Origin of the sequence: Chryseolinea sp. H1M3-3 (assembly GCF_029360725.1) — a bacterium.
Classification (GTDB): domain Bacteria; phylum Bacteroidota; class Bacteroidia; order Cytophagales; family Cyclobacteriaceae; genus Chryseolinea.
The window spans coordinates 915,733-939,836 of sequence record NZ_JARKMY010000010.1; the positions used below are offsets into that span (position 1 = coordinate 915,733).

At 41.2% G+C, this 24,104-nt stretch carries 17 protein-coding genes; 9 read left to right on the forward strand and 8 right to left on the reverse strand.

The genetic code is table 11. The features are described 5' to 3' along the window. Nucleotides 1-14: 14 nt before the first annotated feature. Genes lpdA through P2W71_RS20695 form a run of 3 tightly spaced genes read right to left on the reverse strand, consistent with a single transcriptional unit; the run spans nt 15 to nt 5,743 of the window. On the reverse strand, nt 15-1,412 hold the full coding sequence (gene lpdA, locus P2W71_RS20685; protein WP_276373233.1) for a dihydrolipoyl dehydrogenase: 1,398 nt from the start codon (nt 1,410-1,412) through the stop codon (nt 15-17). Nucleotides 1,413-1,454: 42 nt separating this feature from the next. Beyond that, the gene (gene odhB, locus P2W71_RS20690; protein ID WP_276373234.1) at nt 1,455-2,984 is read right to left on the reverse strand and encodes a 2-oxoglutarate dehydrogenase complex dihydrolipoyllysine-residue succinyltransferase; all 1,530 of its coding nucleotides are present in this window, start codon (nt 2,982-2,984) and stop codon (nt 1,455-1,457) included. Between the two features lie 38 nt (nt 2,985-3,022). Beyond that, nucleotides 3,023-5,743 carry a 2-oxoglutarate dehydrogenase E1 component gene (locus tag P2W71_RS20695; RefSeq protein WP_276373235.1) on the reverse strand — a complete coding sequence of 907 codons (2,721 nt, stop codon included), beginning with the start codon at nt 5,741-5,743 and terminating at the stop codon, nt 3,023-3,025. A gap of 241 nt (nt 5,744-5,984) precedes the next feature. On the opposite strand from P2W71_RS20695, the gene P2W71_RS20700 reads away from it, so the two are divergent. Together P2W71_RS20700 and rimM are read left to right on the forward strand one after the other, a co-directional pair. After that, nucleotides 5,985-6,515, forward strand: a complete 531-nt coding sequence (locus P2W71_RS20700; RefSeq protein ID WP_276373236.1) for a 30S ribosomal protein S16 — start codon at nt 5,985-5,987, stop codon at nt 6,513-6,515. Between the two features lie 82 nt (nt 6,516-6,597). Further along, nucleotides 6,598-7,089, forward strand: a complete 492-nt coding sequence (gene rimM / locus P2W71_RS20705; protein ID WP_276373237.1) for a ribosome maturation factor RimM — start codon at nt 6,598-6,600, stop codon at nt 7,087-7,089. 2 nt (nt 7,090-7,091) lie between these two features. Here the strand turns inward: rimM and P2W71_RS20710 are convergent, their stop codons facing one another. Next, on the reverse strand, nt 7,092-9,899 hold the full coding sequence (locus P2W71_RS20710; RefSeq protein WP_276373238.1) for a carboxypeptidase-like regulatory domain-containing protein: 2,808 nt from the start codon (nt 9,897-9,899) through the stop codon (nt 7,092-7,094). A 47-nt stretch (nt 9,900-9,946) separates the two neighbouring features. Between P2W71_RS20710 and trmD the strand changes: the two genes are divergently transcribed. From trmD to P2W71_RS20735, 5 genes are all read left to right on the forward strand, one after another. After that, nucleotides 9,947-10,627, forward strand: a complete 681-nt coding sequence (gene trmD, locus P2W71_RS20715; RefSeq protein ID WP_276373239.1) for a tRNA (guanosine(37)-N1)-methyltransferase TrmD — start codon at nt 9,947-9,949, stop codon at nt 10,625-10,627. Between the two features lie 91 nt (nt 10,628-10,718). After that, nucleotides 10,719-11,072, forward strand: a complete 354-nt coding sequence (gene rplS / locus P2W71_RS20720; protein WP_276373240.1) for a 50S ribosomal protein L19 — start codon at nt 10,719-10,721, stop codon at nt 11,070-11,072. A 140-nt stretch (nt 11,073-11,212) separates the two neighbouring features. Then, nucleotides 11,213-12,283, forward strand: a complete 1,071-nt coding sequence (locus P2W71_RS20725) for a class I fructose-bisphosphate aldolase (protein ID WP_276373241.1) — start codon at nt 11,213-11,215, stop codon at nt 12,281-12,283. Between the two features lie 66 nt (nt 12,284-12,349). Beyond that, the gene (gene accD / locus P2W71_RS20730; RefSeq protein WP_276373242.1) at nt 12,350-13,192 is read left to right on the forward strand and encodes an acetyl-CoA carboxylase, carboxyltransferase subunit beta; all 843 of its coding nucleotides are present in this window, start codon (nt 12,350-12,352) and stop codon (nt 13,190-13,192) included. A 118-nt stretch (nt 13,193-13,310) separates the two neighbouring features. After that, on the forward strand, nt 13,311-15,758 hold the full coding sequence (locus tag P2W71_RS20735) for an ABC transporter permease (RefSeq protein WP_276373243.1): 2,448 nt from the start codon (nt 13,311-13,313) through the stop codon (nt 15,756-15,758). On the opposite strand, the gene hemE is transcribed toward P2W71_RS20735, so the two are convergent. From hemE to rplU, 3 genes are all read right to left on the reverse strand, one after another. Beyond that, on the reverse strand, nt 15,741-16,784 hold the full coding sequence (gene hemE / locus P2W71_RS20740; protein ID WP_276373244.1) for a uroporphyrinogen decarboxylase: 1,044 nt from the start codon (nt 16,782-16,784) through the stop codon (nt 15,741-15,743). The genes P2W71_RS20735 and hemE overlap by 18 nt on opposite strands. Nucleotides 16,785-16,887: 103 nt before the next feature. After that, nucleotides 16,888-17,151: a 50S ribosomal protein L27 gene (rpmA, locus tag P2W71_RS20745; RefSeq protein WP_276373245.1), complete on the reverse strand. Its 264-nt coding sequence runs from the start codon at nt 17,149-17,151 to the stop codon at nt 16,888-16,890. A 25-nt stretch (nt 17,152-17,176) separates the two neighbouring features. Continuing rightward, complete coding sequence (gene rplU, locus P2W71_RS20750; protein ID WP_276373246.1) at nt 17,177-17,485, reverse strand: 50S ribosomal protein L21; 309 nt, start codon at nt 17,483-17,485, stop codon at nt 17,177-17,179. 406 nt (nt 17,486-17,891) lie between these two features. On the opposite strand from rplU, the gene P2W71_RS20755 reads away from it, so the two are divergent. After that, nucleotides 17,892-18,881, forward strand: a complete 990-nt coding sequence (locus P2W71_RS20755; RefSeq protein WP_276373247.1) for a ribonucleotide-diphosphate reductase subunit beta — start codon at nt 17,892-17,894, stop codon at nt 18,879-18,881. A 48-nt stretch (nt 18,882-18,929) separates the two neighbouring features. Beyond that, nucleotides 18,930-21,386: a ribonucleoside-diphosphate reductase subunit alpha gene (locus P2W71_RS20760; RefSeq protein WP_276373248.1), complete on the forward strand. Its 2,457-nt coding sequence runs from the start codon at nt 18,930-18,932 to the stop codon at nt 21,384-21,386. Between the two features lie 143 nt (nt 21,387-21,529). Here P2W71_RS20760 and P2W71_RS20765 read toward each other — a convergent pair whose 3' ends face one another. Then, nucleotides 21,530-24,049: a TonB-dependent receptor gene (locus tag P2W71_RS20765; protein ID WP_276373249.1), complete on the reverse strand. Its 2,520-nt coding sequence runs from the start codon at nt 24,047-24,049 to the stop codon at nt 21,530-21,532. Nucleotides 24,050-24,104: the final 55 nt, after the last annotated feature.

Here is a 24,104-nt window from a genome sequence, read left to right on the forward strand (position 1 = left end):
GATCCGTCCTTTTTTTATATGTGAAGGGGACGGTTAGCGGTTGCAGCAAGACACGCCTCTTTAACGGCCTCCATATACGTCGGGTGAGCATGCGACATGCGCGCAACGTCCTCAGCTGACGCACGGAATTCCATCGCTGTAACACCTGCGGCAATCATATCAGCTGCCCGCGCACCAACGATGTGCACACCAAGAATTTCATCTGTTTGTTTATCTGCCAGAATTTTGACCAAACCATCGGTATCCATGCTGGCACGCGCGCGGCCCAATGCTTTGTAAGGAAAAGTTCCGGTTTTGTAAGCACGCCCCTGATTTTTTAACTGTTCTTCAGTATAACCTACGCTGGCTACTTCGGGCCAGGTGTATACAACGCCTGGGATAAGCAAATAATTTATATGTGGCTTCTGTCCCGCCATTTGTTCTGCAACGAATACACCCTCTTCTTCGGCCTTGTGAGCAAGCATCGCGCCTCGGACAACATCGCCTATAGCGTAAATATTATCAACGTTTGTTTTCAAATGATCATCTACTGGGATTTGACCTTTGACTGTTTCAATCCCAACTTTATCAAGACCAAGTCCGTCTGTATAGGGCTTTCTTCCTATGCTCACCAAACAATAATCACCCTTCAATTCTAAAACCTTACCATCTTTTGCCTCAGCTTTTAGAACAACTTCTTTTCCTTTGTTTTCAACTGCCGTTACCTTATGACCGAGGTAAATATCCATTCCCATTTTTTTTGCAACTTTCTGGAGTTCTTTGCCCATGGTGCCGTCCATCGTCGGAATGAGGCTGTCGAGAAACTCAACTACTGTTACTTTAGAACCCAGTCTTGCATACACCGAACCCAATTCCATACCAATGACGCCGCCGCCGATCACAATAAGATGAGAAGGGATTTCGGTAAGCGTGAGTGCTTCAGTACTGGAGATTATTCTTTTTTTGTCAAAAGGCGCAAATGGGAGTGGCGTTGGTTTCGATCCTGTCGCGATAATTACCTTGTCTGTTGTGACTTGAGTTTCTTTGCCGTCCGAAGATGTAACCTTGATGGTATTTTTATCAATAAATGAACCTGTGCCTTTTAAAACATCGATCTTATTTTTTTTCATCAGGAATGCGATCCCGTCGACGTTGGATTTCACAACATCTTCCTTCCGCTTAATCATCTGTTTGATATTAACCTTGGGGGCCGGTATATCAATGCCATGTTCCTTAAAATGTTCTTTCGCGTTGATGAAATGTTCAGACGAATCAAGCAAGGCTTTGGATGGAATGCATCCTACATTTAAACATGTGCCTCCTAAGGTATCATACTTTTCAATGATGGCAGTTTTAAATCCTAGTTGCGCACAGCGAATCGCTGCTACATAACCACCAGGACCAGAACCAATAACCGTGACGTTGTATTGCATGGAGAGAAAAAATGAATTGGATATTAAATAAAAAATAAACGTTTAAACACCGAGGATCAATCTTCCGGGATCTTCCAACATCTCTTTAACTCTCACCAGGAAACTTACTGATTCGCGTCCATCTACGATTCTATGATCGTATGACAACGCGAGATACATAATAGGACGAACAACAATTTCCCCGTTTTTAACAACAGGGCGTTCTACAATATTATGCATTCCTAAAATGGCAGATTGTGGTGGATTAAGTATTGGCGTAGAAAGCATTGACCCAAAGACGCCGCCGTTTGTAATGGAAAACGTCCCTCCCGTCATTTCTTCAATAGAAAGTTTACCATCCCGACCTTTAGTGGCCAGACGCACAACCTCTCCTTCTATCTGGTTAAAAGATAACAGTTCAGCATTGCGAATTACTGGTACTACCAGTCCTCGAGGCGTTGATACCGCGATGGATATATCACAATAATCATGATAGACAATCTCATCACCTTCGACAGATGCATTCACTGCCGGAAAGTCTTTTAGGGCAGCACAAACTGCTTTGGTGAAGAAGGACATAAAACCCAACCCGACACCATATTTTTCCTTAAACTGATCTTTATACTTTGAACGCATGTCCATGATCGGCTTCATGTCTACCTCATTAAAAGTAGTGAGCATAGCCGTTTCATTTTTTACCGATACGAGCCGTTTTGCTATCGTCTTTCGCAACGATGTCATTTTCTCCTTGCGTATATTTCTGGATCCACCAGAAGAAATCACAGGTGCTGCCTGCGAAGGTTGCGCCTTTGTCTCCGCAGGTTTTGTTGTCGATGGCTGCGCCTTCACGGCATCCTCTTTCGTTATTCTTCCACCAACACCATTACCTTGTACCTGATTTGCAGGAATGCCTTTCTCACTTAATATTTTTGCTGCGGCCGGCGAGGGATGGCCCGCCGCGTACGATTTGTCGCTTCCTCCACTCGAGGCGCTAACCGCTGTTTCCTTTTTTTCCTGCGGTTCTGTCACAGGTGATTCCCCAGTTATTTCAATTTTACAAATCAACCCTCCGATTGGCAACGTCTCTTTTTCTTTTGCTACAATATGCAAAATACCAGTCGCCTCAGCGGGTAGCTCAAAGGTTGCTTTATCAGACTCAACTTCTGCAATAACCTCATCAAGCTTTACAAAATCGCCCTCTTTTTTAAGCCAGGTGGAAATTGTTACCTCGGTAATAGACTCACCTACCGCAGGCACCTTCATTTCCTTAATACCACCACTTACTTTTGACTCAGTTTTCTGAGGCTGTGGTGTACTGGCGGTGGCGGGCGCTTTGGGAGGCTGTGGTGCTTGCGCTGCTCCGGGCTCGATTTCACAAATGGTTTCCCCAATGGGTACTGTTGTACCCTGTTGCTTGAGTATCTTTAAAACACCGTCACTTTGAGCAGTCAACTCGAAGGTTGCTTTGTCCGATTCCAGTTCTGCAATAACTTCGTCCAGTTTAACGACATCGCCATCCTTCTTTAGCCAATTTGCAATTGTAACTTCAGAAATAGATTCTCCAACTGTAGGTACTTTTATTTGTATAGCCATTCAGTGATTTGTTAAATTATTAGAGGGTTTAAAAGACGTTATATCTCAAACGCTTTATTCACTATTTTGTCTTGTTCAACTTTATGGATCTTTGAATAACCCGTAGCCGGCGAAGCACTTGCCTTGCGTGATACAAATTCCAGGTCATACTTGGGCATCATTCGAAGGATATAACTTAAGGCTCCCATGTTAGATGGTTCTTCTTGCGTCCATACCAATTTGGCATCTTTATATTTCTTTAGAACACCTTTGAGTTGCTTTTCAGGAAAAGGATGAAGCTGTTCCAGTCGCACAATAGCAGTATCCTTTATTTTTTTCTTTTGTTGAACTTCGGCCAGGTCGTAATAAATCTTTCCCGAACATAGAATAACACGCTTTACATCTTTTACGGAAACATTCGGGTCATCGAGTATTTCACTAAAGGTTCCTGACGTGAATTCTTTGATAGGAGAAACAACGGCCGGATGACGTAGCAGTGATTTCGGAGAAAATACAACACAGGGTTTACGGAACGGCCATGCTACCTGTCTCCTCAACAAATGGAAGAAGTTTGCGGGCGTAGTAGGATTTGCAACAATCATGTTATACTCAGCTGATTGTTGTAAGAATCTTTCAGGCCTGCAACTTGAGTGTTCTGGCCCCTGACCTTCGTACCCATGAGGCAATAACATTACCAGCCCATTCATCCGTTGCCATTTGGATTCTGCGCTGGAGATAAATTGGTCAATAATTACCTGGGCGCCATTTGCAAAATCTCCAAACTGAGCTTCCCACAAAACCAATGCACTTGGAGAGGACATGGCATAACCATATTCAAAACCAAGCACTCCGAACTCGGACAGCAACGAATTGTAAATACTGAATTTTGTCTGATTCTTTTCAATGTTATTTAAGCCACAATACGGTTCGTTCGTGTTTGCATCAAAAAAGTACGCATGACGGTGTGAAAATGTACCTCGCTTCACGTCTTGGCCGGACATTCGAACAGGGGTTTTATCAAGCAATAAGGAGCCATACGCCAATAGCTCTGCATCTGCCCATCCTAATATTTTGCTTTCAAAGAAAGCATTGGTGCGATCTTTCAAAAGTTTTTCAATTTGCTTAAGGGGTTTAAATCCTTCTGGGATTGACGTCAGTGCTTTTCCCACTTTCTCGATTACGCTTTCTTTAATTCCAGTCTCCGGTGACTTATCAAAATCTTCTGGCTTTGCCCACCGCATTTCCTCCCATTCCGCTTCCATTTTCTGCGGCTTGTAAGGCAATGGTTTTTGCTTCACTTCATTCAACCGGTCCTGCAGTTGGTTTCTGAAATTTTTATCCATCTCATCTGCCAATGCCGCATCCACATCACCTCTTTCGATCAATTTCTTAACATAAATTTCCCGCGGGTTTTCATGTTTAGCAATGAGGTTATATAATTTTGGTTGGGTGAATTTTGGTTCGTCCGCCTCATTGTGTCCGTGTCTGCGATAGCAGAGCAGGTCAATAAAAATATCTTTTCCAAATTTTTGCCGGTATTCAACGGCCAGGTTAGACACAAAGCTCACCGCCTCCGCATCATCGCCATTCACATGTAGTACTGGCGCATCGACAATCTTGGCAAGATCGGTACAGTATATACTTGTTCTGGCGTCATCATAATCAGTTGTAAAACCAACTTGATTATTAATTACAAAGTGTATTGTACCCCCTGTGGTATAGCCTGGCAGGCCTGACATCTGAACAACTTCATATACGATTCCTTGTCCAGCCAAAGCCGCATCGCCATGAATTAAGATGGCCATACCTTTAGAAAGGTCACCTTTGTACTCATCATCAATTTGACCTCGTGTATAACCGATTACCAATGGGTCGACCGCTTCTAAGTGGGAAGGATTGGGCGTGAGCTTTAAATAGATCTTTTTACCAGATGGTGTATTGACATGACTGGAATATCCCAGGTGATATTTCACATCGCCATCACCCATCGTCTGTTCAGGATTTACGTTACCTTCAAACTCCGTAAAAATCTGTTCATAGGTTTTACCCAAGATATTTGAAAGAACATTTAGTCGTCCACGATGTGCCATGCCGATAACGACTTCTTTTACATCAAGCGCAGCTGCCTTGTTGATTATGGTTTGCAGCGCTGGAATTGTAGTCTCACCACCCTCAAGAGAGAATCGTTTTTGTCCTAGGAATTTTGTGTGAAGAAAATTTTCGAATACCACCGCTTCATTCAGCTTCGTCAGGATTCTTTTCTTTTCATCTATTGACGGCGTATAAACAAAATATTCCTGTTCACATTTTTGAAAAAACCATTGACGTATCTCATCATTATGGATGAAGTTATACTCGAAGCCAATTGGCCCAAGATAGACGGCCTTTAACTTTTCAATGATCTTTCGTAATGTCGCACGACCCATTCCTATCTCTGACCCGACATCAAATTCCGTATCAAGATCTCCATCGGATAAGCCGACGCTTTTGTGATCGAAATTCACATTGTGATTTCTGCGGGGTCTTACAGGATTAGTCTTTGAAGTAAGGTGTCCAAAAGAACGATAAGTGAAAATCAGGTTTCTCACCTGCGTTTCTTTGATTGATAATGATTCATCGGCAGTAGCTTTGTGTCCGTTTGCTGCCTTTGAAGAAAAATCATATCCCTCGAAAAATTTTTGCCAGGTCGGATCTACTGAATTTGGATCTTTTTTGTAATCCTGATAAAGCCGGTCTATATAACCTACTTCAGCATTTGATATATACGAATATGTGCTCATGTATACGATTGAAAGCCCAAATGTAGAGAAGCCATATAACATTAAAAAATTGAGTACTCGCGTACACGAATATAATGAAATTACTTATCGGCTTTTGGTTTTTGTCACGCATATAGACACCGGTGGCTCCTTTGCGCATCTTTTGTAAAATTCCTTTTTTGGACGTTAATCAGAAGAGAAAAAATCCATTATCTTTGCGGCCTTATAAAGGACGCGTTCCACATTAAAACCTAAAAAAGTAATGGTTAAAATCAGATTGGCCAGAAGAGGCCGCAAAAAACTAGCATTATACGATGTAGTCGTAGCCGATGCCAGGTCCCCACGTGATGGGCGATTTATTGAAAAAATCGGGACTTATAATCCCCTAACAGTCCCTGCCACTGTTGAGCTTAATGATGAAAAGGCTTTTAAATGGTTGATGAATGGCGCACAGCCGAGTGATACCGTAAAAGCGTTGCTTTCCACCCGCGGAATAATGTTGAAAAAACATTTGCAAATCGGTGTTATCAAGGGTGCTTTAACACAGGACCAGGCTGATAGCAAGTTACAGGATTGGCTTAAATCTAAAACCACGAAGTTGGAATCAACCCGCGATAAGCTTTCTCAATCCAAGGAAGCTGTTGCGAAGGCTCGTAAAGAAGCTGAAACTAAAATAAAAGAAGCTCGTGCTGAAGCCATTCGAAAGAAAGCTCAAGTACAAGAAGCTGCTGCTCCTGAACAGCCTGCAGAGGGTGAAGCCCCAGCTACTGAGACTCAGGAAGCTCAGGCTTAATTATCAAAAGACTACTTTAAATGCCAATGCAGATTATGCGTTGGCATTTTTTATTATCATGGAACTAGACGCGTGTTATAAAATGGGTTGGATTGTAAAGCCCCATGGCCTAAAGGGTGAGGTGACAATCATGCTTGAAGATGACGCTCCTGCAGATTTATCCTCGATAGAATCTGTTTTTCTCGAACAAAATAGCCGGTTAGTGCCCTATTTTATAGAAGCAATTTCTGCTCAGGACAGAAAAGCATTTATAAAATTTGAAGATGTGGACACCTCAGAGCAAGCGAAAAAAATTTCTAAACAATCCATATATATTTCTAAATCACACCGACCAAAGGCAGATCGCGGCGAATTTTATGATGATGAGGTGGTGGGGTTTGAAGTTCATGATGAAGTGAATGGCTTATTAGGGGAAGTTCGAGAAGTGATGCAAGCCGGTCCTAACCGATTGTTAGTCGTCCAGCATGTTGATAAGGAAGTATTGATCCCCGTTAATGGTCCTTTTATTACTAGTATTAATAAGGTAAAAAAGAGCATCATAGTTGACCTGCCAGAGGGTTTTCTAGAACTATAATGTTATCGCGCCTCTTTAATAGCAATAAGTTTTTCACCGCGAACTGGTTTCCCGTCCCTTGTTGTTCCTTCAACAACAATTCTATATTGAGTAGGGAGATCCGCAGCATAAAACGAAACCTGGGCGATATTATTACCATCAGTTTTGACATTGGGATTCCAATATATCGTTGATCTATAATCAGCCCGTTCACTGCCATCGTTGGTAAGATTGGAATGATTAGGCATCAAGAATTTTTTTGAGCTCGAGAAACCCGCAATTTGGATTTCCTCAAATCGCGCTTTTTCATTTTCGAATGAACTACCGCTAGACTGACGCGTTGTGATCAAGATCACCCCATTAGCCCCCCTGGATCCGTAAGACGCACCACTCGAATATTTTAAAACCTCTACTTTCTCAATTTCATCCGGACTGAGTTGGGAAAGCCGATCAACAAGGCTCTCAAATGACTCCATCGAATTTACTGGAACCCCATCAATGAGTACAAGGGGCTCAGCACTAGAATGCACTGAACCTCCTGGTTGCGACGGGCCAAATGAAGTTGGGGGGCCGAGCAGCAATGTTCCATTAGCAACACGTAGCCCAGGAACCCTTCCTTGTAATGATGTGAGAATATTTGTCGAATTTGTAGCACGCAGCCACTCTCCTGTAATAGCAAAATCCGGAGAAATTATATTACCAGAATTTCCCTCTTTTAAACCGCGGATGGTTACTTCTTCGAGCATACGTGCCTCTCCCATTTGATAAAGTGAATTGTATTTTGATGGATTAGATTCTTTCACCACTTCTATCTTTAATGGATCTCTTAATTTAACGCGAGGCGAAAGTCGTTTAACTGAATCCAATATCACTTTCCCCGGACGGCCTTTAATAGTTTTAGCAAGAATTGAAAGTTTTGAAGAATCATAAAGTTTTAGATTATTGAAAAAGAATTGTCCGTCTTCTTCTGTCGTGATGATAAAAACTTGTGCGTTCTTTTCCTGCGCGACGGTAATAATTCCTTGACTTTCTTTCCCCCGCTTTGTCACAAATTTTCCTTTAAAGTCAATACCTCGCTGTATGGTGTGCACGACTTGTACAGGAAACGAATCTTGCAATACAATAGAAGGTATACTAAAATCTGTTAAAATATTGGTTTCATTTATAGCTGGGACAGCTTGCTCGGTGTCAGTTACAGATACCGAAAAATTCGCAGGAATAAAGTTTTCAAGAAAATCTTTGGTGCCCAGCTTGACAGTTACAAGTTCTCGCATTTCAAAAGTATCCTTAGGCACCTCAATGGTAATTGTCATCACAGAATCGATAACGTTTAAGCTATCTGTTGTTTTACCGACTTCACTGTAATCAAGAATTTTAAGTGGTTTCACATATATTAACGTTGAATCAAAATTTAACATCCAGCGGGTATAGGCTCTTAAGAAATAATCCCCGCTCTCCACCGTTGGCGAAACGCTTAAATTACCCTCGACGCTTGCATTAGTGATGGGAAATATGCTGCTGGCCATAATATTTTGAGAAGAATCAATAAGATCTACATACAGCACACTGCTTAGCGAATCTTTATAAACAGGCGTTATATAATTCATGTAGCCCCGAAACCATATAGTTTCGTTCGGGTAATAATATGATTTATCGGTATGCAAATAGGGCCGCTCTAGCAAATATGTTAAAGCATTTATTGGCTTCTCTCTATTGACTTGCCTGGTGGGAAATAAACTCTTCTTTGGAGAAGAAGGCATAAAATCATATGGAAGGAACTCTGCAATTCGGGCTTTGCTTATACTTCCGGATAACACCATATCGTAAGGATTCAAAACGACACCTTGGGAGTTTATAATCAGATATGGCTTATCAACTTCAATCCAGCTGATGGGGTTCGAAACATTCCGATAAACCTTTGGATCATCAGCTTTGTTTAAGTAATGAACCTCCATCCTGGAGGGAATTTGAATTTTATACTGCGCAGGCATGGCCTCATCATGCGTGCGATCGACAATGTCATATTCCGATATTTCTTTTCCAACATTACTATAAAAATTAGCTAATCGAATAATGTCATCCAGACCCGTGTTGTCCTTAAATAACTCAAATCCTTCACTCTTGGAATTTCGGCCTGCAATAGCCTTAAATAAATGCCGGCTTGAGCCAAAATAAACATCCTCTCGGTTCTTTCTCCATTGATTCCCCGTAGCAGAATCTGAGGTCTCCATTAATTTATACCGGACATTGCCGTGAATAAAAAATTCCTCCGACCCGACGGAAAAGATCTTAATCTCATAGTACAATGTGTAACCTAAACTATAATTTTCTATTTGTAAAACATCCGATGCAGTCGCCTTAAAAAATCCACGATTATTATTTTCAAATTCTAAAATCCATGGATTCACAATCTCGCAACGCCTGGCATGAATACTTGTTCCGAGAAATAAGGTCTTGAATTTCTCATAATCTCGCTGCCAGTTCTTATCTCTTTTTGAATGGATTTTTACCTCACGGAGTTCTTTCGAGTGTAATCTGATCGTAATGGTGATCGCCGCAGTATCTTTAATTGTGATTTTCGCTTGATAAAAATGGTGACCTATAAATGTCACAATCAGCTCATGTTGTCCTAAAGGAACATTTTTTAAGATAAATTCACCTTTTTCATCCGCGCTAGTACCCAATGTTGTATGATTGATAAAGGCTGAAGCATAGGGGAGCCGTTCATATGTTCTGCTATTAATGACAACGCCCTTTATTGTACCAGTTTGCGCTAGTCCCTGTATTACAATAAGGGATAAAATCCAAACAACTATAAATTTCTTTATCATAGCACCTAGTTTATAAATTTACTTACATTTTTTACAAACCGGTAATCATGCACATCGATATAATCACATGTCTTCCCAAACTTATTGAAAGTCCTTTTTCAGATTCGATTTTAAAACGGGCCCAAAACAAAGGACTCGTCACCGTTAATATCATAGATTTAAGAAGTTATTCTATAGATAAGCACAAGTCAATTGATGATTATTCTTTCGGTGGAGGCGCGGGTATGGTTATGATGATTGAGCCCATAGACCGTTGTCTTGAGGACTTGAAAACCAAGAGAACTTATGATGACATCATATATATGAGCCCGGATGGCCAACTGCTGACACAACCGGTGGCCAATGAATTAAGCCTGAAAAATAATCTGATTTTGCTTTGTGGCCATTATAAGGGCGTTGATGAACGAGTTCGTGAACATCTTGTCACCCGCGAAATCAGCATAGGAAACTACGTGCTATCGGGTGGCGAATTAGCCGCTGCAGTATTAGCTGATGCGGTGATCAGACTTGTACCCGGTGTGCTTTCCGACGAAACCTCGGCTTTGAGCGATTCTTTTCAGGATAATTTAATTGCTCCACCCGTGTATACACGTCCCGCTTCATATAAAGGATGGGACGTGCCCTCCGTTTTATTATCCGGCCACCAGGCGAAAATTGAAGAATGGAGGCATGAAAAGGCTGTTGAACGAACTAAGACAAGGAGGCCAAACCTTCTTTCTAATACCTAGAACATCATTTTCTTAAACATTCTAGGTCCATCTTCCAAAAATTCAATTCTTTCCCTACCTTTGCAGTCCAATTTTCAAAAACCATCGAGTCATGGCCGATCTGATTAAATTAGTTGAGCAGGAATACGCAAAGGTTCGCGAGAAGTTCCCTGCATTTAAACCTGGCGACACTATTAACGTACACGTTAAGATTAAAGAAGGTAATAAAGAAAGAGTTCAGCAATTCCAAGGCACTGTAATTCAGCGCAAAAGCCCTGGAACCAATGGTGAAAGCTTTACCGTAAGAAAAATTTCAAATGGTGTAGGTGTAGAACGGATATTTCCTATCGTTTCACCCACTATTGATAAAATCGAGTTAATAAAAGAAGGCAAGGTTCGCAGAGCGAAACTTTACTATCTAAAAGGAAGACAAGGCAAAGCAGCCCGCATTAAAGAGAAAATTTAATTTCTGTAATAGATCTTAGAAAGCCATTCTGAACAAGGATGGCTTTTTGATTTTATGGAGAGAAAAGCTCAAAAATTCGCCTGGTTAGCATACTATTAAATAATTAATAACTTTGTCCTCGTTTTTTAAGAGCAAAACCAATGGCAAGAAATATCCAGGACGTTTTAGGGAAAGACGCAGATTACCTGCTGAAGCACCAAAGCAAAACCATTTTAAAAGACCAGCTTCATACACCAAGCCCTGATTTTGTTGACCGGATTTTCGCACAAACCAATCGTAATACCCAGGTTTTGCGCAGCTTACAATCATTGTTTGGCAACGGGCGTCTGGCCAATACAGGATTTCTTTCCATACTTCCAATTGATCAGGGCATTGAGCATAGCGCCGGTGCGTCCTTTGCCAAGAATCCCGCGTATTTCGATCCCGAAAATATAGTTAAGTTAGCTATTGAAGGCGGATGCAACGGAGTGGCTACAACTTTTGGTGCACTGGCCATGATGTCGAGAAAGTATGCTCACAGAATACCCTTCATAGTAAAGATCAACCATAACGAACTGCTGACCTATCCTAATAAACATGATCAGATCATGTTTGGCTCCATTAAAGATGCCTGGAATCTGGGCGCCGCCGCTGTTGGTGCTACGATTTATTTTGGATCGGATCATGCTACCCGGCAAATTGTTGAAGTAGCGGAAGCTTTCGAACGCGCGCACGATTTGGGAATGGCAACGATTCTTTGGTGTTATACCCGGAACAATGCTTTTAAAAGAGATGGTGTTGATTATCATGTGTCAGCAGACCTGACCGGTCAAGCTAATCATCTGGGAGTTACTATTCAGGCAGATATTATCAAACAAAAACTAGCCGAAAATAACGGCGGATACAGGGCCCTAAATACAGGCGGCAGCAGCTACGGAAAATTGGATGAACGAATTTATACCGAACTTACGTCGGATCACCCGATTGATCTTTGCCGCTATCAGGTTGCTAATTGTTATATGGGGCGCGCCGGGCTGATAAGCTCGGGCGGAGAATCGAAAGGGGCAAGTGATCTTGCTGACGCGGTTCGTACAGCCGTGATCAATAAACGTGCTGGAGGTATGGGATTGATATCTGGACGGAAATCATTTCAACGCCCTTTGAAGGAAGGCGTGGAGATTTTGAATGCCATCCAGGATGTTTATCTGGATAAGTCAATTACGCTTGCTTAAAAATCTTTATTGAACAATTGCAAAGGTTTTGTTTAGCTGGCTATATTTTATTAAAGTTTCAAACTTATGTCTTGGTTCAAACGCAGCGATAAAGGAATCTTAACTCCCACAGAATCAAAACGTGAGGTGCCTGATGGGCTTTGGTTTAAATCGCCCGCAGGAAAAATTGTTCATACGCGGGAGTTGAAAAACAATGCCTATGTGGTACCTGATGAAGATTATCATGTTCGCATCGGCTCAGAAGAATACTTCGAAGTGCTGTTTGATGAAAATAAGTTTACGGAGTTGGATGTCAATATGGAATCGGCCGATCCCTTAAAATTCAAGGACACCAAGCCCTATCCTAAAAGGATCAAAGAGACTCAGGAAAAAACCGATTTAAAAGATGCTGTCCGCACGGCTTACGGCAAAATGAATGGTCTCGACATCACCATTGCCTGTATGGATTTCAGTTTTATCGGAGGGTCTATGGGTTCTGTTGTAGGCGAAAAAATTGCACGGGCTATGGACTACAGTATCAAACACAAAATTCCGTTTTTAATGATCTCAAGATCAGGAGGCGCCAGGATGATGGAAGCTGGGCTTTCTCTTATGCAGATGGCAAAAACCGCCGCTAAGATTGCACAAATGGACGAAGCAAAAGTACCTTATATTTCCCTGCTCACGGATCCTACAACGGGGGGTGTAACGGCCTCGTATGCGATGTTGGGTGATTTTAATATTGCAGAGCCAAAAGCGCTGATTGGTTTTGCCGGACCACGCGTGATCCGGGAAACCATTGGAAAAGATTTACCAAAAGGATTTCAAAGCGCCGAATTTGTTCTAGATCATGGGTTCCTGGATTTCATCATCGATCGTAGAAATTTAAAAAGTCGACTCTCAACACTCTTAAGAATGCTCCGGAATTAATGACCGCATGCGCACAGGTTTTCCTTCTTTCGGACACCTCGATTCAATAATTCATCAATTAAAACACTATTTCTATGGCACAAGGATTGACTGACGTGAAGTTAGCCCCGTAAAACCTATGCTTAGAAATTATTTCAAAATAGCGCTTCGAAGCCTTATTAAACAAAAAGTCTATACCACCATTAATGTCCTTGGGCTATCCATTGGTATTGCGAGTTGCCTGCTTATCACGCTCTTTGTGAGCCACGAATTTTCTTACGACAAGTTTCACAATAACTCCCAAAACATTTATAAGATTGCCCTCGAGCGAAAATATCCCAACCACATTACGAACTATGCAGTGATACCGCATTCATTTGCTGATGTAATGCGTCGGGATTTTCCGGAAGTCTCAGCTGTATTAAAAATCGGCGGCCCCATCAACAATGTGATTGTCAGCTATAAAAATGATCGCGATGAGGTTAAGCGGTTTGAGGAGAATTTTATCCTGGCTGCAGATTCAAACTTCTTTGAATTTTTCACTTTTAAGTTGATTAAGGGCGACTCAAAAAAATCTTTATCCAATATCAACGATGTTATCGTAACAGAAGAGACGGCAAGACGGTATTTTGGAAATGACGAGCCGCTTGGTAAGGTGATAAGGATTTTTAATAGAGATTTTACCGTTACTGGTGTATGCGAAAACGTACCAACGCAATCACACATTAAGTTTGATTTCTTAACCAAGTGGGACGAAGAGTTTTTTGCAAATGGACTTGAAGTAAACTTCACCACATTCACTGCCCACGTTTACCTGCAACTGTTTCCTGGCAGCGATGCCAAAATGCTGGAAGATAAATTTCCTGCAATGGTCGATACATATGCATCGGCACAAATTGAGCAAGACCTTGGAAAATCCTGGGAAGACTATAAAAAAGAAGGCAATGGTTACCGTTATTTTCTTCAGCCTCTAACCAGCATTCACCTTGATCCTTTAAATATTGAAGCCGAGATGCTGCCTGGTGGGAATCTGAACTATGTATATTTCTTAACGTGTATTGCTGCCCTTATCATTGCTATAGCCTGCATTAACTTCATGAATCTTGCTACCGCGCGTTCAGCGGAAAGAGCACGCGAGGTAGGTGTCCGTAAAACGATGGGATCCCTCAAAAGTCAATTGGTTTCACAATTCCTGGTTGAATCTGTTCTACTAAGTGTATTTGCAACCCTGATTGCAGTTGTACTCGCGGAAATCACGCTTCCATATTTTAACTCCCTCTCGAATAAGCAACTGGATTTTACGTTTTCACCTGTTGTAGTTCTCGGCCTGCTAACTGTTGCTGTCGTCGTTGGTTTCATGGCGGGAAGTTATCCCGCGTTTGCGCTATCGTCTTTCAATCCGATTTTGATAATGAAAGGAAATTTTTCAGCCAATGCCAAAGGCGTGTGGCTTAGGAACGGTTTAGTTGTGTTTCAGTTTTTTATCTCTATGGTATTGATAGTGGGAACCCTAACCGTTGGAAAACAAATGCAATACATGCAAAACAAATCATTGGGATATGACAAGGAAAAGGTACTGGTAGTTGAACGCGTTTTTGCGCTGGATAATAAATCACAAACGTTTATTGACGAATTAAAAAGACTTCCCGGTGTTAGAAATGCTGCCGGGTCATTCTCGCTTTTGGGGAGGCAGGGCGATTTTTTTGGAGCACAGTTTTTACCTGAGGGTTCGTCAGAAATTCTTACCACCAAGACAATGGTTATTGATGATGACTTCGCCGCCACAATAGGTTTTGAATTTGTGGAAGGAAAAGGGTATTCCAACGAAACCAACGATTCACTTTCTATTATCTTGAACGAGTCAGCTGTAAAAACCATGGGGCTTACTGATCCCGTGGGTAAAAAAGTCAATCAAATTCAACGCGGGCCGAATGGAAATGTGACGGTATCGTATACCATCATGGGAGTCATCAAAGATTTTAATTTTCAATCTTTACGAGATCCAATTACGCCGCTAACGATTCAGAGCACTGAATCTTTTGGAGGAGCAGCCGGGTATGTCATCGCACGAATTCAAACCGAAAACGTAAATGCAGTAATAACGGCTGTTGAAGCAAAATGGAAAGAACTGGCACCCGAGCAACCATTCAAATTTGTATTTCTGGATGAGAACTTAAATGCGCAGTACGCCAACGAAAAAAAGGCTAGTCAATTATTTGGTATTTTTTCAGCCCTGGCGATAATTATTGCTTGTATCGGACTCTTCGGACTTGCTGCGTATACCGCCAATCTGCGAACAAAGGAGATCGGTGTTAGGAAAGTGATGGGTGCGTCCATTGCGAGCGTTGTTATCTTATTAACAAAGGACTTCACAAAGTTAATTCTGATGGCATTCATCCTCTCTGTACCACTGTCTTATTACGTAATGGATTTATGGCTGGAGGGATTTGCTTACCGCATCGAAATGGGTCCAGGAGTTTTTATTGCAGCAGGGCTCATAACCCTTTTTATTTCATGGATTACGGTGAGTTATCAATCAATAAAGGCCGCTATTGTTAATCCTATTAAATCACTTCGAAGCGAATGATTTTGACACGCTATATTCTTTAATGGTATCGATAAAACACTTCACCTTATCCACTTCGGTATCGGGATACAACCCATGACCCAAATTCGCGATGTGTTTATATGGACCAAAGCCCTCAAGCATTTTGATGGTTTCACGTTTAACGTCATGAAGAGAACCGTAGAGGGCACAAGGGTCGAGATTTCCCTGCAAAACTTTGTCCGGGAGAAGCGCCCTTGATTCGTTGATACCCATGTTCCAATCCAGTCCGACCACGTCACATTTGATTGCATTTAGTTCCGCACGTGCGAAAAAGGCTCCTTTAGCAAAAACAATTTTCGGAGTTTGCGAAATGGCATCGCATATTTTCGAAATGTATTTCAAGGAAAACTCGCTGTATTGAGCAGGGCTCAAAATTCCTGCCCAAGAATCGAAAATCTGAATTACATCTGCCCCTGCCTGAATCTGACCTTTCAAATAATGAATGGTGCTCTGCGTGATCATTTCCAATAATTGATGAGAAAACTCAGGCTGTGTGTACAACATTTTCTTGGCAGCGCTAAAAGTTTTGCTCCCTTTCCCTTCAATCATATAAGAAAAGATCGTCCATGGCGCGCCGGCAAATCCAATCAATGGCACTTTTCCGTTAAGCTCTTTTTTGGTAAGCGTTATGGCATCCAAAACATATTGAAGTTCCTCAGCCGCGGCAACGTGCAAACCGTTTAAATCCTTAGCGGACGAAATTTTTTTCGGAAACACCGGGCCTTTGTTTTCCTCCATCTCATAATTAAGACCCATCGCTTCAGGAATCACCAGGATATCTGAAAAGATGATGGCGGCATCCACACCCAGTATGTTAACAGGCTGTATAGTGACCTCTGTTGCAAGCTCAGGGGTCTTGACCAAGGTTTTGAAATCCTTGGCGATTTCCCTAACCTTTCGGTATTCCGGCAAGATTCTTCCGGCTTGACGCATGAGCCAAACAGGGGTACGAGGAGTATGTTCTGCCTTAGCGGCCTGAATGAAGAGGTGATTTTGCATGCCCAAAATTAGAAAAGGAACGACGGGAATTATTAGACGTAAAAATTATTTGTCATAAAAAAAGCCGCCTCAAAGATTGAGACGGCTTTTAGAATGCCATTATCTTAACTTAAGCTTCTGCAATTGGTTCAACAGAAACAAAGGACTTGCCTTCTCTTCTTTTCTTAAAGACAACGATCCCATTTGTTAATGCGAATAAGGTATGATCTTTACCGATACCTACATTTTTACTAGGATGATGCTTTGTTCCCCGTTGGCGAACAATAATGTTTCCTGCAATTACTTTCTGGCCTCCGTATACCTTAATCCCTAATCGTTTGCTTTCTGATTCGCGGCCGTTTTTTACTTTACCTTCACCTTTTTTATGTGCCATGGCTTTCCTTTATCCGTTATGAGAATTAACCTATGCTTTCGATTTGAACTTTTGTGAACTGTTGGCGATGTCCGTTCTTAACGGCATATCCTTTTCTTCTTTTTTTCTTGAACACAAGAACTTTGTTGCCCTTTACGTGCTCTACGATTTTACCTGCGACCGCTACACCACTTAATACCGGAACACCGATATCTATTGATCCTCCGTTATCCACTAACAGGACTTTATCGAAGCTTACAGCTGAGCCAGCTTCACCTTCAAGCTTTGGAGCATAAATGTATTGGTCCTTAGCTACTTTAAACTGTTTACCGGCGATTTCTACTATTGCGTACATAGCTTTTGAAAATTGGACTGCAAAGGTATAAAAAGAATCAAGAAATGTTAAGTTGAAAGCCAATATCTTGAAATAAAAACCATAAATGATCTGAAAAAAAAATTAAAAAAACTTTTCAACGGCTTTAATCTTAAAGATAACGCTAAGAACTGGAGATTAAGCGACTATTGTACAGCAACTTATCTTTCCACAAAATATTCACAAGTTATCCACAATCGTTGCCAGTGAGCTCCAAACGCAGTTTTGATTTTTAGAATCATTCTAGTTCATTTGTACACTTGATACGGATAGGTTTATTCATTCAGTATCACCAAACAAAAATTTACTATTTAAGAACTTATCGGGTGTCAGCCGAGGCTGGTACCCCTTTAATATTTTTGGTTAAACCCTCAAAACCCACTTACCAATGAGCCAGGTAATACACGAAGAACCCATTTTGAAGGAAAACAAAGATCGCTTTGTACTCTTTCCCATTCACCAACACGACATTTGGAAATTCTATAAACAAGCTGAAGCAAGTTTCTGGACGGCTGAAGAAATTGACCTGAGTCAGGATTTACGTGATTGGGTAAATTTAAACGATGGTGAAAGACATTTCATTACTCACGTACTGGCATTTTTTGCTGCAAGCGATGGTATTGTGAATGAAAATCTGGCTGAACATTTTATTTCTGAAGTTCAGTACACGGAAGCCAAGTTCTTTTATGGTTTTCAGATCGCCATTGAAAACATCCACTCAGAAACCTATTCGCTTTTGATCGATACTTATGTAAAAGATCCGAAGGAAAAAGATAAACTTTTCCATGCTGTTGAAACCATGGATTGTGTTAAGAAAAAAGCCGACTGGGCACTCCGTTGGATCAGCAAGGGAAATTTTCAGGAACGCCTTATTGCTTTTGCCGCTGTGGAGGGAATTTTCTTTTCCGGTTCCTTCTGCTCGATTTTTTGGTTGAAGAAACGTGGCCTTATGCCGGGCCTAAGTTTTTCTAACGAATTAATTTCTCGAGATGAAGGATTGCATTGCGATTTTGCCTGCCATCTTTACACGAAACACGTCGTTAATAAATTACCTGAACAAACAGTTATCGACATCATTAAAGATGCTGTGGAAATTGAAAAGGAATTTGTAACGGACGCGCTGCCTGTAAACCTAATCGGTATGAACGCTGTTCAAATGAGACAGTATATCGAATTTGTTGCTGATCGTTTATTGAATGAGCTTGTCGGAAGAAAAATTTTCAATGCTACGAATCCTTTTGATTTCATGGATATGATATCGTTGCGTGGAAAAACAAATTTCTTTGAAAAGCGTGTTGCTGAATATCAGAAAGCCGGTGTCATGAAAAGCACGGAAAAAGAAACCTCAGCGAAGTTTTCACTGAACGAAGATTTTTAATTACATTAAATCACTTTTTAGACTCTCAAACAACCCCCATTTTCTAAAATGCTAGTATTAAAACGTGACGGACGCAGAGAAACAGTTAAGTTTGACAAAATCACCGCACGAATTGAAAAACTCTGTTATGGATTAGATCCAAAGTTCGTCAATCCTGTAGAAGTGGCCATGAAGGTGATCAATGGTCTCTATGATGGTGTATCAACGCAGGAGCTAGATAACCTGGCTGCTGAAATTTCTGCAACACTTACAACGAAACACCCTGACTTTGCTAAGCTTGCAGCACGCATCGCTGTTTCTAATTTACATAAGGTAACAAGCAAATCATTTTCAAATACCATGAAACGGCTCTACACTTATGTAGATCCAAAAAATGGTCAAAATGCTCCATTAATTTCGAAAGAGACCTATAAAGTTATCAAGGAACATGCGGCTGAATTGGATGAAGCCATCATTTATGACCGCGACTTCAGCTATGATTATTTCGGGTTTAAAACCCTTGAGCGTTCCTATCTGATGAAAATCGATGGAAAAGTTGTTGAAAGACCTCAGCACTTACTCATGCGCGTAGCCGTAGGGATACACGGTGAGGACATTCCATCAGCAATTGAAACCTATAATCTTTTATCGGAAAAGTGGTTTACACATGCTACACCCACGCTCTTCAACGCAGGTACGCCAAAACCACAATTATCTTCATGTTTCTTATTGACCATGAAAGATGATAGTATCGATGGCATTTACGATACCTTAAAACAATGTGCAAAAATTTCGCAGTCAGCAGGCGGTATCGGCCTTAGCATCCATAATGTCAGAGGTAAAGGTTCTTACATCAAAGGAACAGGCGGAACTTCCAATGGCATCGTTCCCATGCTGAGGAACTTTGATATGACTGCCCGCTACGTCGATCAAGGTGGAGGAAAACGCAAAGGCAGTTTTGCTATCTATCTTGAACCATGGCATTCAGATGTTTTTGAATTCCTAGACCTGAAGAAAAATCATGGTAAAGAAGAATTGAGAGCCCGTGATTTGTTCTTTGCATTGTGGATTCCAGACTTGTTCATGAAACGGGTTGAAAGCAACGAGATGTGGTCGTTGTTCTGTCCAAATGAAGCTCCGGGTTTGGCAGAAGTCTGGGGAGAAGAATTTGAACGGTTATATGAAAAATATGAACGTGAGGGAAAATTCCGTAAACAAATAAAAGCACAAGACCTTTGGTTTGAAATTCTTGAATCGCAGATCGAAACCGGAACACCTTATATTTTATATAAGGACGCAGCAAACAGAAAGTCAAATCAGAAAAACTTAGGTACAATAAAATCCAGTAACCTTTGTACTGAAATTATTGAATACACGTCACCCGATGAAGTGGCTGTCTGCAACTTGGCTTCGATTGCATTACCAAAGTTTATTAATGCAGAAGGCAAATTTGATCATCAAAAATTATATGAGATCACGAAAGTTGTCACACGTAATCTCAATAAGGTAATTGATGTCAATTATTATCCTGTTGTAGAAGCGCGTAACTCAAACTTAAAACATCGTCCGATCGGAATCGGTGTACAAGGATTGGCGGACGCCTTTATTTTACTTCGCATGCCTTTTGATTCTCCGGAAGCTCGCAGGTTAAATGAAGATATTTTCGAAACCATTTATTTCGGCGCCATGGAGTCTTCTATGGAAATAGCGAAAGAACTTGGTCCTTATGAAACTTTCAAAGGTTCACCGGTATCAAAAGGAATTTTCCAATTTGACATGTGGAACGTTACTCCAAAGAGTGGTCGCTGGAATTGGGATCAACTAAAACGCGACGTAAAGCAATTCGGTGTCCGCAATTCGCTTTTGCTCGCGCCGATGCCGACAGCTTCTACATCTCAAATTCTAGGTAATAACGAATGCTTTGAGCCATATACTTCCAATATCTATACACGAAGAACGCTTTCAGGAGAGTTCATTATTGCAAACAAGCATTTAATGAAGGATCTGATGAGTCTAGGTCTATGGAGTGAAAACATGCGACAAAAGCTGATTGGAGCGAATGGTTCTGTCCAACCTATTGCAGAAATCCCACAGCACATTAAAGATATTTATAAGACGGTTTGGGAAATTTCACAAAAGGCAATCATCGATATGTCTGCAGATCGTGGCGCATACATTTGCCAATCTCAAAGTCTGAATATACACCTTACTAATCCAAACTTCGGAAAGTTGACTTCCATGCATTTTTATGCCTGGAAAAAAGGATTAAAGACTGGCATGTATTATCTCCGCTCAACAGCAGCAGCTGATGCCATTAAATTTACACTCGATAAATCTGCGGCGGCTCAACCATTTGTCGCTGCAGCACCCGCAGCTATCGAAGTAGCAGATCCCGTTGCATCTTATGCAATTGCTGAGAACCAACAAAGTATTCCGTATGAGCAACCTCTAGGGTATGATCAAAAGCGTGCTGACATGACTTGTTCACTTGATAATCCAGATGCATGTGAAGCATGTGGCAGCTGAGAGTAGATAAATAAATCATAAAAAAGGCCTGTTTAATCGACAGGCCTTTTTTATTCTTTCAACGCCAACAAAATTTAGGTGTAAGTGCAGCGTAACTTAGCTAACTCAGCAGTGCATATTGATGTGCAAATTTTATCGGTAGGTTATTCCTCTAAAACCTTTTTTACTTGCTTAGCCTGTTTAATCCGGTAATTAAAAGTCAAGTTGAATTGCCTTACCCTGGGTTGGAAGTTTGAGTCAGTGTAAAAGTTGATCCCTTCTGAAATTGAACGTAACCGCCGCGTATTGAATACATCCAAAACATTGAATGTAAGGGTTCCCCTGCCTTTCAGAATATCTTTACTCATCGACAAATCAGCATAATAAAGGGATTTACGTTTGCCTTGCGCCGTCTTCTGTGGAGCCTCGTAATTTCCGCGAACTTGGACATCTAAACCTTTCGGCAATGTAAACCGGGAAGTCTGGCGGGCAAACCAGCTATAGGTAGTTGCTTTATAAGTTTCAACGATATTACTGCCATCAATATCGGCGTGGAAAAAGTTGAAATTGAAATCCAACTTCCACCAGTTGGTTGGAGAATAATTGCTGCTGAACTCGACCCCCATTGCTTTTTCTGACAACAGATTCTGCGGTTTAGTATTAGACAGCCCTTTGTCATCAACAAGTCTGATTCTATCTATTTTATCTTTGGTGTCACGATAATATATTGAAGATGAAAACGATCCTTTATCAAAATATTTAATATGACCAATTTCATAAACGTTGCTAAACTCAGGATTTAAATCAGGATTACCACTAAAATAATTTCTACTGTCCGAAAAAGTCATAAATGGGCTCAGGTCATTATAGAAGGGGCGTCTAACCCTACGGCTATAGCTCACTTGGATGGCGTTTTCCTTTGGTAAATCTAACGTAAGGTGAGCGCTGGGAAATAAATTTGCATACTTCCGCGGATTCTCCTCGTTTGTTTCCTTTAGTGTTGTAGTGACGTCAGTCCATTCTGCACGAAGCCCTGCCTGATAAGAAAATTTCTTGGTCTTGTTGCCCAGGATACCATACACAGCTTGAATGTTTTCATCGTATTCAAAGACATTATCTAAATCAATACCCTGCAAATCCGTGATGGGTTCGAATTCACCTTGCTCGTTTTTTCGGGTTACCAGGTAATCGTTCACCATATCCCGAAAGCTGGCACGCGCGCCCAATTCAACTTTACCGTCCTTGCCCAGTGGCTTAATGTAATCAACCTGAAATAGCCACTGTTTCTCGAATTCGTCATTTAGTGATCTTTCAAGCCTTGATAATTGTGGTGTCCCATCGGGTGTAAATACATCGTGCATGAACCATTGATCTGAACTTTCCCAGTTATCTAAAAATTTTATTTCCCCTGTTAATTCATGACCCTTTTGTTCATAGGATTTTTTATAAATCAATGAGTATTCTGAATTAGGTTCAACTTCATCTTCGTCCTGCCGTCTTTTGGTAAATCCTGTCATATTGGAATCATTAAACAGATAATCATCATATCGAATATCTGTTATCCTGGAAGCGTTGCTTCTTCGGTATAAATATGAAACAGTGAGTATATTCTTTTCATTGAAATAAAAATCGAGTCCACCGCGAATGTTCGTATTAAATCCTGTTATTAAAGCATTAGTATTTTGTTTTAAAATAGTGGTTGAATCACCCCTGTACACACTTTCATCTTCCAATGTATCCAGATCATATACTTCCTGATACAGTCTTCCGTCGCCCGGCTGCTCGCGAAATGCAATGCTATAGTTGATGAAAAAATTGATTTTCTTGTGTCTGTAATTAAGGTTCGCTGCGCCGCCCAAGTTTGTCGGATGCCCGGTGATTACTTCGAACGAGCCATTGAAGCCCTGGTTTCTTTCCTTCTTTAAAACAATATTGATAATACCGGCCATCCCTTCAGCTTCGTAACGGGCAGAAGGATTAGTAATAACTTCAACACGCTCAATCATACTTGCCTGAAGTTGTTGCAGGCCACTTCCACCTTTAAAACTCACCAAGCCTGAAGGTTTTCCATCAATCAGGATACGCACATTATCACTTCCTCTCAGCTTTACGGTTCCTTCGGGATCAACTGACACGGAAGGAATATTCATCAAAATATCATTGGCAGACCCCCCAGCATTTGCCAAATCTTTACCCACGTTGAAGACTTTTTTATCAAGTGATAATTCCATGGTACTTTTTTCTGCCTGGACAACAACTTCATCGAGGGTGCTGACAGAAGTTGCAAGCTTCACGGTCCCTAAATCGTGAACCGGGTTATCACTGGATACTATAAAAACTTTTGTTTTTTGCGACTCATATCCCATGAAATCTATCTCGGCATAATATTTTCCAAACGGCACATCAAGGGAGAAATCACCGGCTTCATGCGAAATATCACCATCAATTAATTTTTTTTCTTCGCTTGAAAAAACTCTGATGGTGGCAAAGCTCACTGGGGTCGTAGAAACTGAATCAATGATCTTTCCTTTAATGACGCCTGGCTGTTGAGCGAAAACTTGCGTGCTTCCTGCAACCAGTAATAAGAGTGCAAAAAATCCCAGATGTCCGATTCTCAGACGCGTTAAAGAATTGCGATTTTTAAGCATAAACCATCGAATACGGCAGACGAAATAAGTTTCCATGATCACGAAAGTAGGGGAAAAAATTCAAGCTGGACGTTGGAATTCCTTGTAGTCT

What these genes read in the sequence shown, in the direction of transcription:
- rplS (WP_276373240.1), top strand. Translation starts at nt 10,719, where the DNA reads ATGGCCGATCTGATTAAATTAGTTGAGCAGGAATACGCAAAGGTTCGC.
- lpdA (WP_276373233.1), bottom strand. Translation starts at nt 1,412, where the DNA reads ATGCAATACAACGTCACGGTTATTGGTTCTGGTCCTGGTGGTTATGTA.
- P2W71_RS20765 (WP_276373249.1), bottom strand. Translation starts at nt 24,049, where the DNA reads ATGGAAACTTATTTCGTCTGCCGTATTCGATGGTTTATGCTTAAAAAT.
- rplU (WP_276373246.1), bottom strand. Translation starts at nt 17,485, where the DNA reads ATGTACGCAATAGTAGAAATCGCCGGTAAACAGTTTAAAGTAGCTAAG.
- P2W71_RS20725 (WP_276373241.1), top strand. Translation starts at nt 11,213, where the DNA reads ATGGCAAGAAATATCCAGGACGTTTTAGGGAAAGACGCAGATTACCTG.
- odhB (WP_276373234.1), bottom strand. Translation starts at nt 2,984, where the DNA reads ATGGCTATACAAATAAAAGTACCTACAGTTGGAGAATCTATTTCTGAA.
- trmD (WP_276373239.1), top strand. Translation starts at nt 9,947, where the DNA reads ATGCACATCGATATAATCACATGTCTTCCCAAACTTATTGAAAGTCCT.
- accD (WP_276373242.1), top strand. Translation starts at nt 12,350, where the DNA reads ATGTCTTGGTTCAAACGCAGCGATAAAGGAATCTTAACTCCCACAGAA.
- P2W71_RS20735 (WP_276373243.1), top strand. Translation starts at nt 13,311, where the DNA reads ATGCTTAGAAATTATTTCAAAATAGCGCTTCGAAGCCTTATTAAACAA.
- P2W71_RS20695 (WP_276373235.1), bottom strand. Translation starts at nt 5,743, where the DNA reads ATGAGCACATATTCGTATATATCAAATGCTGAAGTAGGTTATATAGAC.
- rimM (WP_276373237.1), top strand. Translation starts at nt 6,598, where the DNA reads ATGGGTTGGATTGTAAAGCCCCATGGCCTAAAGGGTGAGGTGACAATC.
- P2W71_RS20710 (WP_276373238.1), bottom strand. Translation starts at nt 9,899, where the DNA reads ATGATAAAGAAATTTATAGTTGTTTGGATTTTATCCCTTATTGTAATA.
- P2W71_RS20700 (WP_276373236.1), top strand. Translation starts at nt 5,985, where the DNA reads ATGGTTAAAATCAGATTGGCCAGAAGAGGCCGCAAAAAACTAGCATTA.
- P2W71_RS20760 (WP_276373248.1), top strand. Translation starts at nt 18,930, where the DNA reads ATGCTAGTATTAAAACGTGACGGACGCAGAGAAACAGTTAAGTTTGAC.
- P2W71_RS20755 (WP_276373247.1), top strand. Translation starts at nt 17,892, where the DNA reads ATGAGCCAGGTAATACACGAAGAACCCATTTTGAAGGAAAACAAAGAT.
- rpmA (WP_276373245.1), bottom strand. Translation starts at nt 17,151, where the DNA reads ATGGCACATAAAAAAGGTGAAGGTAAAGTAAAAAACGGCCGCGAATCA.